The organism is Paraburkholderia sp. GAS32 (genome assembly GCF_050434225.1).
In the GTDB taxonomy this organism is placed as follows: domain Bacteria; phylum Pseudomonadota; class Gammaproteobacteria; order Burkholderiales; family Burkholderiaceae; genus Paraburkholderia; species Paraburkholderia madseniana.
The window spans coordinates 33620-46221 of sequence record NZ_JBNPVS010000058.1 but is presented as its reverse complement, the minus strand read 5'-3'; the positions used below and the strand labels follow the sequence as shown (position 1 = coordinate 46221).

At 60.4% G+C, this 12602-nt stretch carries 12 protein-coding genes and 2 pseudogenes; 8 read left to right on the top strand and 6 right to left on the bottom strand.

Annotation, left to right across the window (positions count from 1 at the left end):
- Positions 1 to 89: 89 nt before the first annotated feature.
- Positions 90 to 563, bottom strand: a complete 474-nt coding sequence (locus P3T25_RS41885) for a PRC-barrel domain-containing protein (protein WP_097389064.1) — start codon at positions 561 to 563, stop codon at positions 90 to 92.
- Positions 564 to 1284: 721 nt separating this feature from the next.
- Here P3T25_RS41885 and P3T25_RS41880 point away from each other — a divergent pair.
- The 3 genes from P3T25_RS41880 (at position 1285) to P3T25_RS41870 (ending at position 3777) form a co-directional block, all read left to right on the top strand.
- On the top strand, positions 1285 to 1713 hold the full coding sequence (locus tag P3T25_RS41880; RefSeq protein ID WP_429363096.1) for a transposase: 429 nt from the start codon (positions 1285 to 1287) through the stop codon (positions 1711 to 1713).
- A 103-nt stretch (positions 1714 to 1816) separates the two neighbouring features.
- A complete protein-coding gene (locus P3T25_RS41875) occupies positions 1817 to 2209 on the top strand; it encodes a PRC-barrel domain-containing protein (protein WP_097389062.1) in 393 nt (130 codons plus the stop codon).
- A gap of 665 nt (positions 2210 to 2874) precedes the next feature.
- Positions 2875 to 3777: a YihY/virulence factor BrkB family protein gene (locus P3T25_RS41870; RefSeq protein WP_171927255.1), complete on the top strand. Its 903-nt coding sequence runs from the start codon at positions 2875 to 2877 to the stop codon at positions 3775 to 3777.
- Positions 3778 to 3815: 38 nt separating this feature from the next.
- On the opposite strand, the gene P3T25_RS41865 is transcribed toward P3T25_RS41870, so the two are convergent.
- Positions 3816 to 4079 carry a hypothetical protein gene (locus tag P3T25_RS41865; protein WP_171927254.1) on the bottom strand — a complete coding sequence of 88 codons (264 nt, stop codon included), beginning with the start codon at positions 4077 to 4079 and terminating at the stop codon, positions 3816 to 3818.
- Between the two features lie 64 nt (positions 4080 to 4143).
- Positions 4144 to 4389, bottom strand: coding sequence for a DUF6723 family protein (locus P3T25_RS41860; protein ID WP_266261077.1), 246 nt, complete (start codon positions 4387 to 4389; stop codon positions 4144 to 4146).
- A gap of 287 nt (positions 4390 to 4676) precedes the next feature.
- On the opposite strand from P3T25_RS41860, the pseudogene P3T25_RS41855 reads away from it, so the two are divergent.
- Positions 4677 to 5060 (top strand): annotated as a pseudogene (locus P3T25_RS41855) (MgtC/SapB family protein); the annotation flags it as partial.
- Between the two features lie 247 nt (positions 5061 to 5307).
- Here the strand turns inward: P3T25_RS41855 and P3T25_RS41850 are convergent.
- The gene (locus P3T25_RS41850; protein WP_429363093.1) at positions 5308 to 5811 is read right to left on the bottom strand and encodes a DUF421 domain-containing protein; all 504 of its coding nucleotides are present in this window, start codon (positions 5809 to 5811) and stop codon (positions 5308 to 5310) included.
- Between the two features lie 113 nt (positions 5812 to 5924).
- On the bottom strand, positions 5925 to 6521 hold the full coding sequence (locus tag P3T25_RS41845; protein ID WP_097389057.1) for a ParB-like protein: 597 nt from the start codon (positions 6519 to 6521) through the stop codon (positions 5925 to 5927).
- A gap of 1513 nt (positions 6522 to 8034) precedes the next feature.
- On the opposite strand from P3T25_RS41845, the gene P3T25_RS41840 reads away from it, so the two are divergent.
- Positions 8035 to 8370: a PRC-barrel domain-containing protein gene (locus tag P3T25_RS41840; protein ID WP_429363090.1), complete on the top strand. Its 336-nt coding sequence runs from the start codon at positions 8035 to 8037 to the stop codon at positions 8368 to 8370.
- Here the strand turns inward: P3T25_RS41840 and P3T25_RS41835 are convergent.
- Positions 8269 to 8601 (bottom strand): annotated as a pseudogene (locus tag P3T25_RS41835) (BPSL1445 family SYLF domain-containing lipoprotein); the annotation flags it as partial. The gene P3T25_RS41840 and the pseudogene P3T25_RS41835 overlap by 102 nt on opposite strands.
- A gap of 575 nt (positions 8602 to 9176) precedes the next feature.
- Here P3T25_RS41835 and P3T25_RS41830 point away from each other — a divergent pair.
- From P3T25_RS41830 to P3T25_RS41820, 3 genes are all read left to right on the top strand, one after another.
- Entirely contained in the window at positions 9177 to 10472 is a 1296-nt protein-coding gene (locus P3T25_RS41830; RefSeq protein ID WP_429342985.1) for an NRAMP family divalent metal transporter, read from the top strand.
- 456 nt (positions 10473 to 10928) lie between these two features.
- Positions 10929 to 11225 (top strand): CsbD family protein, encoded by a 297-nt coding sequence (locus tag P3T25_RS41825; RefSeq protein WP_154567733.1) that lies wholly within the window; start codon positions 10929 to 10931, stop codon positions 11223 to 11225.
- 106 nt (positions 11226 to 11331) lie between these two features.
- The gene (locus P3T25_RS41820) at positions 11332 to 11706 is read left to right on the top strand and encodes a phage holin family protein (protein ID WP_171927251.1); all 375 of its coding nucleotides are present in this window, start codon (positions 11332 to 11334) and stop codon (positions 11704 to 11706) included.
- Positions 11707 to 12602 lie beyond the last annotated feature (896 nt).

Here is a 12602-nt window from a genome sequence, read left to right as displayed (position 1 = left end):
AATCAAGCCCCTCGAGTAGAATCAGGTGGCGAGTTCACGTGAGGCGGAGATGTCAGTTCCTCTGACACCGCCGTCTGTTTGCCGTGCAGTTAAAGGTCGCGGGGGTCTCCTTCGACAACATCCCGCGTGGCCATCCAGTATGGCCGGCGGTTGTAGTATTCGTGCACCGAAGAACCCCACTGGGGGTCCACCATCGAAGGCCAATGGTCCTTATCGAATCCGGGCGCGTTTTTGATGCGGTCCGCGGTCATGTCGAACAGGCGGAAGCACTTCTCGTCCGTATCCAACGTGAGCGCGCTCCATGGGATAGCGTGCAGCGTGTCGCCCATTCCGAGAAAGCCTCCGCTCGACAGCACGGCATACGCGATGCGGCCGCCGCGCACATCGAGCATGATGTCCGCGATCTTGCCTACATGTTCACCATCCGACGTGAAGACCTTGTTGCCGTCGAGCGTGGCTGCGGCCATTACGTACGGGCCGGGGCCGTCGCCGCTCGCGATGCCGACGATGTGCGCGCCTGTTCCAGTTGACGGTTGCTGGATGCTTGGGTCTAGTGCGGTCATGATGTACTCCTGCTGGATCGGACCTTATTCCGAGCAATCGGCATGCCGCACCGTAATGCGGTCAACGAATTGCACGGCCCGCCGGTCGTCAACGGCCCGGGCCGTGCCTCCCATTCAGGCGGCGCTCTTCCGAAGATCGCAAACTTACGATCGCAGCGGGTGAACGCGCACAACGGATCTGCAATTGCGTGGACTTCAGGATGTCGACACGACGCTCGCGCTACCGAAACGGAAGAAGATGTGACGTACAGTCGTGGTCGCTGGCACGCGCAAGCATTGGCGAAAGCGCCATGCGCAAATGAGCCGAGCATCTTTGCTACATACGGCTATAAGATGAAACCGAACGCTGGTGGCCGGGAATGCCCGTTGCGTGAGGGGTCACATGGACGCTTACACCTCGTCAATTGGCGACGGCGATACCCTGTCAAAGAAACTTCTGCTAGCAGATGATGACCACTCCGCGTGTGCTGCGGTCGGGCTATTTTTCGAGTCCGAACAGTTCGAAGTGAAAACGGCGGATGACGGAATCGAAGCGCTACCTCTTTGCACGACCTGGCACGCAAGCGCATGCAGCTTGTACAGCAACGCACCCTGCACATCCTGAGTATCGAAAGCCTACTGGCCAGACAGTTGAACCTGCGCATCAATGGTGAACACATATAATGTCTCGACGACGCCGCGGTGCGGGCACTCGCGCTGCCGCTTCACGTCGAGCGCGCTGATGGCGAACCTGGCGGTCTTGCGCACGCTACGCGGGGAGATTCCCTCGCTCGAAGCCATTCTTCATCAGAAAGTAAAATTGCGCTCGGAGTTTCGCGTCCTCAAGACCACGCCAGGCATCGGCGACTCGCTTGCCGCAACCATCATGCTCGAGACAGGGAGCATCACGCGATTTCCCGGCGTCGGCCACTTCAGCTACTACTGCCGTTGCGTCGAGAGCGAGCGGATCTGCAACGGAAAGAAAAAAGGTGAAGGCAATGCCAACCCGCCCCGTGCTCGCACGACTTGCCGTTTGCAACGGACTGCGCGGCGGCAACGTGGCGTGCAGAAAACGCTGTTTCTTGCTGGGGCCTGCCACCCGGGCACGTCGTTAAGCTTCGCGCGCGGCATCGTCGATGGTCAATCGTTCCTCCAGTTTGTCCAATACTAGCCAGGTTGGGCGGCTTAACGCCGACAGCGGGAACAGTAGCAGCGCGCGGCATGATTTTTGCATCTGGCACTGTACATGCGCTAGCCGACAGAAGGTGAACACCATGATTCAACGAGTGACCACGCTTGTTTCCGCGGGACTGCTCGCCGCGATTTTCACCACAGGTGCCCTGGCTCAAGGTGTGCCTCAATCCATTACGGAGAAGCGGACCGATGTCGTCCAACTCTCCGCTGGGTACCGAGCCTCCAAGCTCGAAGGCGCAACCGTCTATAACCGCGAAAAGGACAAGATCGGGACAGTGGACGACCTCGTCGTAGCGCCGAATGACAGCAGCACTTACGCGATTCTGTCCGTTGGAGGCTTTCTGGGGATGGGCAAGCATCTGGTGGCGGTGCCCTTCCGCGATCTGCAGATCGACCGTCGGCAGCTCATCCTGCCGGACGCAACGAAGAAGTCCGTGGAGGCGCTGCCCGAATTCAAGTACGCGCCTGAGTAGGCGCGGGGGCTCGCCTTCGGCGACGAGCGGCGAGAAGTCTCGCGACGGCTGCGCCCAATGGCCTGCCCCTCGCAAATTTTTCAAACCACAGGCACTCAAAGCCATCGGCGTCCAGCAGCAATCGCAGCGCGTCGGATGCCCCCGGGTAATCGTCGAGTACGAGCACGCGCCCATGCGGCACCGAAGCCGCCATGCGAACGCGGAACGCGGCTTGCTTGGTTATGAGCGTCGAACTTTTGGACAAGAGCCGGCGTAACGCGAAATCGATGTGTACGGCCATTGGCTCGAACAGGAACTGACTACGGTGGGGCGCGGGTGATTGTCGCGTTGGGCGTCACCGTGCTGAAAGACCGCAATGCGCATCCGCGGGACGCGCTCGGCAACGTGGTCGTACATGGAGAACGGCTCGTGGTGACGACCTATCTCCCGTCGTTCGCGCTGCGCGCACCCGATGCCATACAGCGCCATCGTCTCGGGTCTGCGCCACGCGTGCGAGTTTGTGCACGAGCGCCGCGGGTCCGACAGGTAACTCAGGCGAACTGCCTCGGCCGCTGTGTTCAGTCCACCCGCCATTCCAACAAGGAGCCCTTCATGCCTGTCGACCATCCGCCACCCGCCGTGCCCGTTGCGCCCACTGCGCGCGTTTCGGCGCTCGCGCCACAGCCATGAGCGTCGATACGCTGCACCGCGCGCGCAGCATTGCACGCCATCCGGGCGCTTTCCTGTTGCAGACGCTGAAGGCCTTTCGCGCCAATCAGGGCATGTTGCTGGCGGGCGCCGTAGCTTACTACGCTCTCCTTTCGATTGTTCCGCTTCTGATCCTGATTGTCATTGTGCTGTCGCACGTGGTGGACCAGCGCCTTCTGCTCAACACGCTTGCACGTTTGCTGCGCTGGCTGGTGCCGGGCCAGGCCGACGCGCTCGTCCATGAACTCGCTAATTTCCTCGCGCACCGCGCGGTGATCAGCTGGGTGCTGCTCGTGACGATGTTCTTCTTCAGCTCGCTTGCTTTCACCGTGTTGGAGAACGCGATGTCGGTGATCTTCGTGCATCGGGTGGCGATCCGCCGGCGGCATTTCATGCTGTCGGCACTGCTGCCGTATTGCTACATCCTCTTTCTCGGCGTCGGCCTGCTGATAGTCACGTTTGTTTCCACTGGCTTGCAGGCGGTCGGCGCGCAAGGTATCGATCTGTTCGGCCGCCATGTTTCGCTGCAGGGATTTTCGCGCGCGCTGCTGTATCTGCTGGGGGTGGCAGGAGAAATCTTCGTGCTGACATCGATTTACCTCGTCATGCCGGTTGGCCGCCCCGTGCTTCGGCACGCGTTGTTCGGCGGCGTGACGGCGGCCCTACTGTGGGAAATCACGCGCCATATGCTGGTCTGGTATTTCGCCACGTTGTCAAAAGTCAGCGTAGTTTACGGCTCGTTGACGACTGCCATCGTGATCCTCTTCAGTCTCGAATGGCTTGCCACGCTGCTGCTGTTCGGTGCCCAGGTGATCTCCCAGTATGAGTCTTTTGGCATTGGTGCCGGGCCGCCGCCCGAACAGGGACTCACCACCCGCTGAATTGCGCCTGCGCGGCAGGATATTCCATCCGTGCCGTATCACCGCTTTGCGGAATTGATCGGGAAGCGAAGGCGGTTGTGTCCGCGTATATGGCCCTTGTCGATCAACGCGGAGATTGCGATTGGTTGGCCGCCATCGGGTCGCGCCGTGAAGCGTTCGCGGCGCGCGCCACGGCGGGACGCTTCGGTTTGCGACGGTTCGGCGAGCATCGAAATCAGCGCGCCGCCTTTCGCAACCCCGTTCCACGAGCGCGTCTGCGTTTCGCCGCCGACCAGGTTGAATACCGGCTCGACCTCGGGCACGACGTCCTCGAATCGTGCGCTTACATGCCAGAGCCGCCACGTACGCCGCGTACTATCAGAGGCGTTACTCTTCGGGCACAGCCCGGTCTGCCGCAACGATCTTGCGGCCATACTCCACTGCCGCCTCACGCGCTTCCGCCGGCGTCGCGAAAGGTCCGATCTGCGGCGCGCCGTCGAACGGGAACAGAATCTTCCGGTCAGACTTCCTGATCACCCTGAGGCTGCCCATATATCGACCGTCGCCAGTGCCATGGTAGCTCGCGTAAATCTCGAAGTCGCCGTCGGAAACATCCGCCTTATGTCGCGCCATTGCTGATTCGTCGTTCATGTTCTTGAGCCGCTCTTCCTGCTCGACGCCGCGGACTATGCCACCGGCACGCGCCGTGCACCGGGTTGCTTCAAGTGCAAGCGTGAACGACTCGAGGAGGCCATGATCTGGCAGAGCAATCCCTATTCCCGAAGTCCGAAAACACTGACGAATCGGTTTGGCATGTGCCTTGCGTGTCCTCTGTCTGACTTGTCCGGCTCGCGGCAGCCGATCGGCAACCACCAGTATGCGAGGCGTCAATCGACCGACCAGTAGAGAGCCCCACTACCATGCAACCGATGCCGCTCGTCCCCGGCTGGCAAGACTTCGCGATCCGGTTCGCTGTGGCGCTCGTCGCCTGGCACCGCGATCGGCCTGAATCGCGGCGAATCGTGCAAGGCTGCAGGTTTGCGCACGACCCTGCTGGTTTGCCTTGCCGCGCGTATCGCAATGGTTCAGGTGAACGCTTTGCCGCCGCAGACCGGCAATCCGGATAATTCGTTCGCAGTGCTAGATTTAATGCGCCTGCTCTTCGCATCCTGACCGGCGTCGGTTTCACCGGTGCGGGTGCAAATCTGCGCAAGGACGGTCTCATTATGGGTGTGACGACCGCCGCGACACTGTGGTTCGTCACCGTGATCGGACTATGCGCTGGTGGTGGTCAGATCGCGCTGGCGGGGGGGCCAATACCGCGCTCGGCCTAAACGTGCTTCAATTTTGCCAGGTGTGCTCGAACGCCGCCTGCCGCACACCCATCGCGCGTGGCTGACGGTTGAATACGCCGAGGAGTAAGCGAACCCGCGGCGCAACGAACAAGAATACGCGATCACACAGTCGGACGATCCACTCGCAGGCAGACGTGTGTTTCGAAAGTTTCAGCTCCGCAGACTGCAGGCAGCGCGAATCCTCAGCGCCGAGCGCTTACGGTCGCGAAGGGTCCGTCTTTCGGATAATACTTATCTCGCCGTTGCGCTCGAGAATCGCACTTTTCACCCGGTCGAGGGCATCGGAGCCGAGTTCCTGGCGAACTGTCTCAAGGACATCGGTTCGGGTTATCAACGCTGCCAGCATCTCACGTTCGTTAAATCTGCCGTCACCGTAGACCTCTCGCTCAACCCCTACCACTAACGATTCCAGCGCCCGAGAGCGAATACACGCCCAGGCGAGTGCGCGATGGGTCAGAACGATAACAAGCGACGCGACAAGGGTCGGGACAGCGGGCGACGCACCAACAATAGCTCGGCTCAGTGTCGCACCGAGCAGAATGGCAACAACATAATCGAAAGGCGAGCGCTGTCCGAAGGAACGTCGCCCCGATATCCGAATGAAGGCCAGAGCGGCAAAAAACGTAGCCGCCGCGCGCATCGCCATCTGTAATGAAGAAAGATCGTTTCCCTCTCCGAAAAGCGCAGTGAGTATTTGCATATCTGTCTCCTCCTGACCGACACATTCCGGCGGATGATGGGCATGCCCGAGCCCAATGGGCGCAGCAGGAAATTACCCCGTCCTGGAGTGACACTTCGTAGCTTGCAGTTGTCTCAGGAACGGGTCTCGCCGATGTAGCCCGGCAACCCCTCCGCGACTGAACTCTTTGCCAACTTCAACGCCTGTCGTTCTACGGAAGCAAATTCTTCGTCAGTTCCGGGATACGGAAGATAGGTGCGAAACAGGTCCGCCCACCGGAACTCTTCGAGGGGCACCGTCGTCTTTTCGTAGCCGCCAGCGTCCCGAACCGACGCCGCGAGGCTGCGATATTCGTCGTCGGCTAACGCCCAGACGTGGTCCGGCATATCCGCGAAGTTTCTGCGCTGACCTCTGGCGTCGTACGGGTAGGTCCAGCGCTGGTTTTCCATTGACAGCCAGAACTCCCGGTAGGACAGCGACGACAAGTCGGCAACCAGCACTGCCGGCATCGTCTTGATCCCGGCACGCCACAAAGCGGTCGCGACGTGATGATGATCAATCGCAAAAGGCGAACCACCAGGACCCAATACAACAGGAACAGGCTTTTCCGCTATTGCCATCTCAAGGTCATGGCCGGAAAGCGATCGATAAAACTGGGTCTTCTGACGTATTTCGCGCAGACCGTGCGTCAGTTGGGTTGGGCGCAGGTTTTTGATGGTTGCAGTATTCAAAGCTCCTCCCTCTTCGGACGGGGGAATTCCTCGGCCCATCATAGGCGGCACGGTGATGCTACCCTAAGGCCACGGCTAACGGCTGGTAATGCTTCAGCTCGGCGATGCTTTGCTGAACAGCGCGTGCGACCTCAAATCCGCCCGTGTCGAGCATACGAACGTCGATAGTTGCAACTCCTCGACGAAGTTCCGACATCAGAAGGATGGCATCCCCGCGCGTTCGACAAGTTCGCGAGTCTGGTCACCTGTTGGGCCGGTTCACCGGTCGCCTTTTGCCTGGCCTGACCTTAGTCGCATGGGTGGTGACAGGGCCGATGACCTAACCAGAGCGTGCTTCAGTAGAGGGAGAATCCTCGAAGCAAACGGTGTTTGGTCGCGGCGGCGAACGCCAACGTCGGGACGACGGGGTCGATGCTCCTAACAAGCTACTCATCAATCGGAAGCATTACACCGGCGGTCGGCGTCATCTCACTATGCCTGAAGCCGCAATACGCGCGACCGCCAGACATCGTCAAAGCCTACCTTTCAACTGCCACCCGAACCCGGATTGGCGGCCGAGGCCGGCGTGGCTGCGCTGGACTTCTTGTGCATCTTCTTGTGCGGAGTAGAACCAGCGGGTGCCATGCTATTCGCCCCGGACGCGCCCGACACAGTATCGGTTGAACCACTTGCGTTCGGTTTGCTCATCCCCGTGCCGCCTTGCCCCCCGGCCGCCCCGCCGCCGCCCGCACCTTGTGCGTAGACGGACCCTGATATACCGACAAATAATGCTGAAATCAACATTCCTCTCGTCGCAACTCGCATGACAGTCTCCCCAAATGCGAAGCGGTCGTTAGCACCGGAAGGTGTGAGCCCGCGTTCTATTCGCCGCAATTCCCATGCCGGAGGTCGGACAAGGAACCCACGGTGAACGCGATACGCTGTCGTGCGGTCGCGGTCGAGTCGACCACGGGGCGCGATTTTGCGTGAGTTGCGCTCACGCGCCACCGTCATAAGCTCCAGAGCTTTCTTTCTCGCACATCCGTTGATGCCGGCACGCTACAGTGTCTACCCTTCGTTCTTGGCGACGGTGCCTCGCTGCGCCGTTGCCGCCGCGCCCCGTCATCGTCTCCATCCCGGCAGGATCGGGAAGTGAGTACATCGGCAGTGCGCAATTGCATTGCGTGGCACAATTGGCGCGCCCCAGACATGACGATCGTCCCGTCGCCGCAACGAGGCGCTAACATGAGAATGATGGGAGCGCGGGCGGTGAGCACGATGCTTTCACCGCGAACGGCACGATCGCGCCTGCGGGCCCCATTCGTTCCTTCGTTGACTGACTGACACGTAGCGAGTTTGATATGAAGTTCGCCATCGTCACCTGCTCGGTTATGCTTGCCACCGCGTTTGCCACCGACACCCTGCAGGCCAGGGGACGGTGCAGTCGATCACCACGACCCGCGTCGACGTCGTTCACCTGGCGTCCGGATAATGGGCCTCCAGAATCATCGGCTCAATCGTCTACAACGAAAGCATGGACACGATCGGAACGATCGACAATCTGGTTGTGAATCCCAAAGATAGTGGGATGTACGCCATTCTGTCCGTCGGTGGTTTCCTCGGTCTCGGTATCCACCTGGTCGCGGTGCCATTTGACAGTCTGCACGTCGTCGATAAACAGATGCGTTTGCCGGGCGCCGCCCGAGATTCACGGAAAGCGTTGCCCGAATTCAGATACGCGTCGCCTGGACCATCAGGACTCAGCGTGTCAGATCCTGAGCCGCGTGACCTTGGTGCCTTCCGGCGACACGCCGGCCATCAGCCCGGCATTGGTCAGCACCAAGGCCTGTACCGGCGCGGTCGCGGTTGACGTATCGATATTGCCGTTCGCCCCGACTTTCACCACGGCGACCGTCGCGTCGGCGCCGACTGCCCAGCCATCGCTGTTGCGGAAGCGGTCGAGCGCATCCTGTGTCATGAACAGGAAAATGATTGCTTTGGACTGCGCGCCGATTTGCAGACCGAACGAACCGCCAGCCGTGCTGTAATAGCCGACTGTTTGGCCGCCAACGCGCAGGGCGCCTTCGCCGTACTGGCCGCCGCTTTGTACCGGTTACGGGAAATCAAGCGGAGCGCAGAGCTGGATAGCGCAAAGATGCTCGCGCACCGCGGATTCGTGAATTATTTGGTGGCCCGATTCATGCTGCGCTTGATGGAAACCGGCGGGAGGCCTTCATGAAAACGCGGATCTTCACTTACCTCGAATGCCCATGCGGACATCGCGGAGCCCTCATCGAAACAATAGACGCAGGCGTTTTTTCAAACGGTTGGCATAAGGCGTGGCTGCGCGGGTTGACCCATACCGGGACGTACGACGGAGAAGGCCGACTGTTTGCGGAAATGAAACCCGGGTGCCCGGCGTGCGACCGGAGTCCGGGCCCGGATGATGTGGTCGGACGCAGTGAGTTGCGGGAGACCGGCGAAGTGCTGCGAAAAAAAAGCGAGTCGGAAGCGTCAGAGGCAACGCCTGGCGTCGGTTGCTGACCGGCGGGACCGGACACCCCGTGGGAGGCTTCGACGCGCCCAGCGTGACATGCAGTCGCTTCATGAAAGGTTCAGGGGGCAGACTTTCCCCGCTCGTAGTACATGCCACGCACTTTTCCCAAAGGCGCCGAAATGGACATCGACATCGACCCGTCCGACAAGCCGGATCCCGAGGTTCAGTCGTGGCTGGAAAAGCTCGGTCCGGGCCTGGTTACCGGCGCCGCGGACGACGATCCGAGCGGTATCGCGACCTATTCGCAGGCGGGTGCGCAGTTCGGCTTCAACATGTTGTGGACCATCATCATCACCTATCCGCTGATGGTCGCCATCCAGATAGTCAGTGCACGATTGGGGCGCGTGAGCGGTCACGGGCTGGCGACAAACATCAGGCGCCACTACCCCGCGTGGCTGCTCTACGGCTCCGTAGTCCTCCTCCTGGTTTCCAACACAATCAACATCGCGGCCGACCTCACGGCAATGGGCGCGGCGGTCAACCTGGTAATCGGCGGTCCAATGCGCATTTACACCGTCGCGCTTGCATTCATTTCCGTACTGCTGCAGCTCTTCGTTCCCTATCGCAGTTATGTTCGCGTACTGAAGTGGTTGACACTCGCGCTGTTCGCTTACGTGGCCACGGTGTTTGTCGTCCAGATCCCGTGGCAAACGGTGCTGGTTCGTACCTTTATTCCGCACCTGTCCTGGAAAAGCGATTACCTCACGACGGTCGTTGCTGTATTGGGTACAACCATCAGTCCGTACCTGTTCTTCTGGCAGGCTTCGCAGGAGGTAGAAGAGATGCGCGCCGAATCGGGCCAGCGTGCACTCAAGAATGCGCCTGGCCAGGGTCGGGCCAACCTGCGTCGCATCCGGATCGACACCTGGATCGGGATGGGATTTTCAAACGTGGTTGCTTTTTTCATTATCCTGACGACTGCGGCAACCCTGAATGCGCACGGCGTGACTGACATACAGACGTCTTCGCAGGCCGCTGTCGCGCTGAAGCCCATTGCAGGTCGGTTCGCTTTCACTCTGTTCAGTCTGGGAATCGTCGGCACAGGCCTGCTCGCGCTGCCAGTGCTTGCAGGATCTGCAGCCTACGCGATGGCGGGCGCGTTCAACTGGCGCAACAGCCTCGCGCTGAAACCGCAACTGGCGAAACGTTTCTACGGCATCATCGCCCTGTCGACTCTGATCGGTCTCGGGATCGGCTTTACAAAAATCGATCCCATCAAGGCGCTTTACTGGAGCGCCGTCATCAACGGAGTGGTTTCCGTCCCGATCATGGGACTGATCATGTTCATGGCAGTGAATCCAAAAATCATGGGTAGCTTCACCATTCCTACGCGCCTGCGCGTCACGGGATGGGCTGCAACGATTGCGATGGGCGCAGCCGCGCTCGCCATGTTGTGCTTCATGCTCAGCCCCTGAACGCACGATCGGTGCGGGCGCCACTGAAGCGTTCTTTCCCGTCTGCCCAAGCGCACTCCAACAGCCACGTCGCAGAGGCGACGAGGCGTTCCTGAAAAACACCAAGGAGTCAGCGGGTTTCTTCCGTCCGCTCGGCTTGTCGGGTCCACCGCGCGTTATCGCGCCGGACCGGCCATGCGCGCTTCGTGGCATTGCTTTCATGCTAGTCCAGCTGGACGACTGGATCAGCACCTTGCGTCAGACTAACGAAATGACACCGGCAGCTGGATACGGAGAGCGCCCGCCGTTCGTATTCGCGTGTCAACGAATTGTCGAGCTGGGCCCAACTCTTGCGCACCAGTTGGTACGCTATCCCGATGCCTATTCTTTGCCTTGCAGAGAGGCGCGGTTCGCGATTTTCACACACTGGCGTAATTTACCCGTGCGGCCCGGCCGCACTCACTCGAGGAGCAGACAATGGAAACGACGAAAGGAGAAGGAACGCTACGGGAAGTTGCTGGCGACGTACAGCAAGCCGCCGGGAACCTGCTGGACAATGCCGGTGCGCAGTTTAGCGGAACAGCGAAGGAACTGGGTGGCAAAGCGCAGCAACTCTATGCCGATTTTGCGGATGTCGTACGCGAGTCTACTGTGGAGCGGCCGCTCGCAGCCCTGGCGATTGCCGCCGGCGTGGGCTTTATCCTCGGAGCGCTACACGCAGCGAATCGCACGAGGCCCGATAACGTTCGGAGCGACTGGAGAGATCGGGAGTAAGGCTATTCGCGTCTTGCCCTCAACGAGACCGAAGAGGTGCAGACGACAAGCCCCTGGCGCGCCGCCACGGCGTTTCCGCAACCAGCCAGCCCCGAGGAGTGCCGCAATGTCCATCCGTTCGAAAGTCACCAGGTGGCGAAACGTCGGCAGATTCTGCGTCGAACGGGCCACTGATTATGGTGAGCTACTCGGTGTCGAACTTGAAGAGACCAGGAAATGTCTGGTCCGCGAGTTAAGCGCACTCGTTGCCCTGGCCGTCGCTGGCCTTTTCACTCTTTCGTTTGTGTGCATTGCGATCATCGCGACGGCTTGGAGGACGCCCTATTTTCTTCCCGTGGTATGGGGCGTCGCCGCGATGTGGCTGATCGTGTCATTTATCTCCCTGCTCCTCGTTCTCGCTCAGAAACCCGGCCGCTCGCTTCATGTTCTGCAAAGGGAGATCCGGAGCGACCTCGACACGTTGAAGGAAGCGCTCAAATGAGCCGCGCATCTACCGATCGGGAAGCCGAGACTGCCATACTGCTGCGCATGGCGGCATCACGCGCAGCATTGCTTGCGGCAAATTGCACGCCACCATCAGTCCCGGCCGTGCACGGGCGGACGCGGTCTCCCGCAGTTGACGTGATCGCTTCGCTTGCGGACGCACCGCGCGTCACGCTGCTGGTTGCACTGTGCGTCGGCGCAATCGTCCTCGGACCTCGGCGCACAATCGGAATTGCCAGCCGTTCGGGGATCACCGCGTTTCTAGGCGGAACTGTCCGGAAAGTGATTCTCAGATCTGTCTGACTTGCATCCTGGGACGGCGCGGTCAGGTCAGTTCAGACTCGCCAAACGTTCCCCCACCCCGACTCAACCGCGGCCCGGCTAGCCGTTAGCCCGTTGCAGAACTCGTCGCGCCGCAAATTCGCCTGGGACGCGCTCTCTTGCGGTCATGACAGGGGGTTACGACCGGGACTGCTGCGGCATGTCTTTTGAAATCGCCGTGCGTTTTGGTTACGGAGGCAGGACGCAATTGTTTATCGCCGGTACATTAAGGTGCAGGGCTCGCGCCATTTGAAACTGGCCGCCGCCGCTACGCGTCGGCGGCTGCCAGAACGACGTGCCGGCCCTCCGCGGAAGACTACGAACCGGTCGCCGTAAAGTGCCCTGGAGATGATCATGATGTACTCTGAAAATATCAGGTGAGAACCTTTATGCGCAACGAATATGCCCGCCGGCTTGCCCTTGGAGGGCAAGACTCCCAGAGGATCGTTTGCCCGGTGGTTCAGCAAATACCGACGAACATATGCACCCCGCGCATCGGGCACGCTCCTGCCTTCGTCGTTCGGGACGCTCCCGCTGCCCGGCAAGTCTCATCGCTTTCATCGTCTTCGCGAT

Excerpts from the sequence above, each read along its gene's own strand:
- P3T25_RS41885 (WP_097389064.1), bottom strand. The coding sequence starts at position 563 with ATGACCGCACTAGACCCAAGCATCCAGCAACCGTCAACTGGAACAGGC.
- P3T25_RS41880 (WP_429363096.1), top strand. The coding sequence starts at position 1,285 with ATGGCGAACCTGGCGGTCTTGCGCACGCTACGCGGGGAGATTCCCTCG.
- P3T25_RS41875 (WP_097389062.1), top strand. The coding sequence starts at position 1,817 with ATGATTCAACGAGTGACCACGCTTGTTTCCGCGGGACTGCTCGCCGCG.
- P3T25_RS41870 (WP_171927255.1), top strand. The coding sequence starts at position 2,875 with ATGAGCGTCGATACGCTGCACCGCGCGCGCAGCATTGCACGCCATCCG.
- P3T25_RS41860 (WP_266261077.1), bottom strand. The coding sequence starts at position 4,389 with ATGGCGCGACATAAGGCGGATGTTTCCGACGGCGACTTCGAGATTTAC.
- P3T25_RS41850 (WP_429363093.1), bottom strand. The coding sequence starts at position 5,811 with ATGCAAATACTCACTGCGCTTTTCGGAGAGGGAAACGATCTTTCTTCA.
- P3T25_RS41840 (WP_429363090.1), top strand. The coding sequence starts at position 8,035 with ATGGACACGATCGGAACGATCGACAATCTGGTTGTGAATCCCAAAGAT.
- P3T25_RS41830 (WP_429342985.1), top strand. The coding sequence starts at position 9,177 with ATGGACATCGACATCGACCCGTCCGACAAGCCGGATCCCGAGGTTCAG.
- P3T25_RS41825 (WP_154567733.1), top strand. The coding sequence starts at position 10,929 with ATGGAAACGACGAAAGGAGAAGGAACGCTACGGGAAGTTGCTGGCGAC.
- P3T25_RS41820 (WP_171927251.1), top strand. The coding sequence starts at position 11,332 with ATGTCCATCCGTTCGAAAGTCACCAGGTGGCGAAACGTCGGCAGATTC.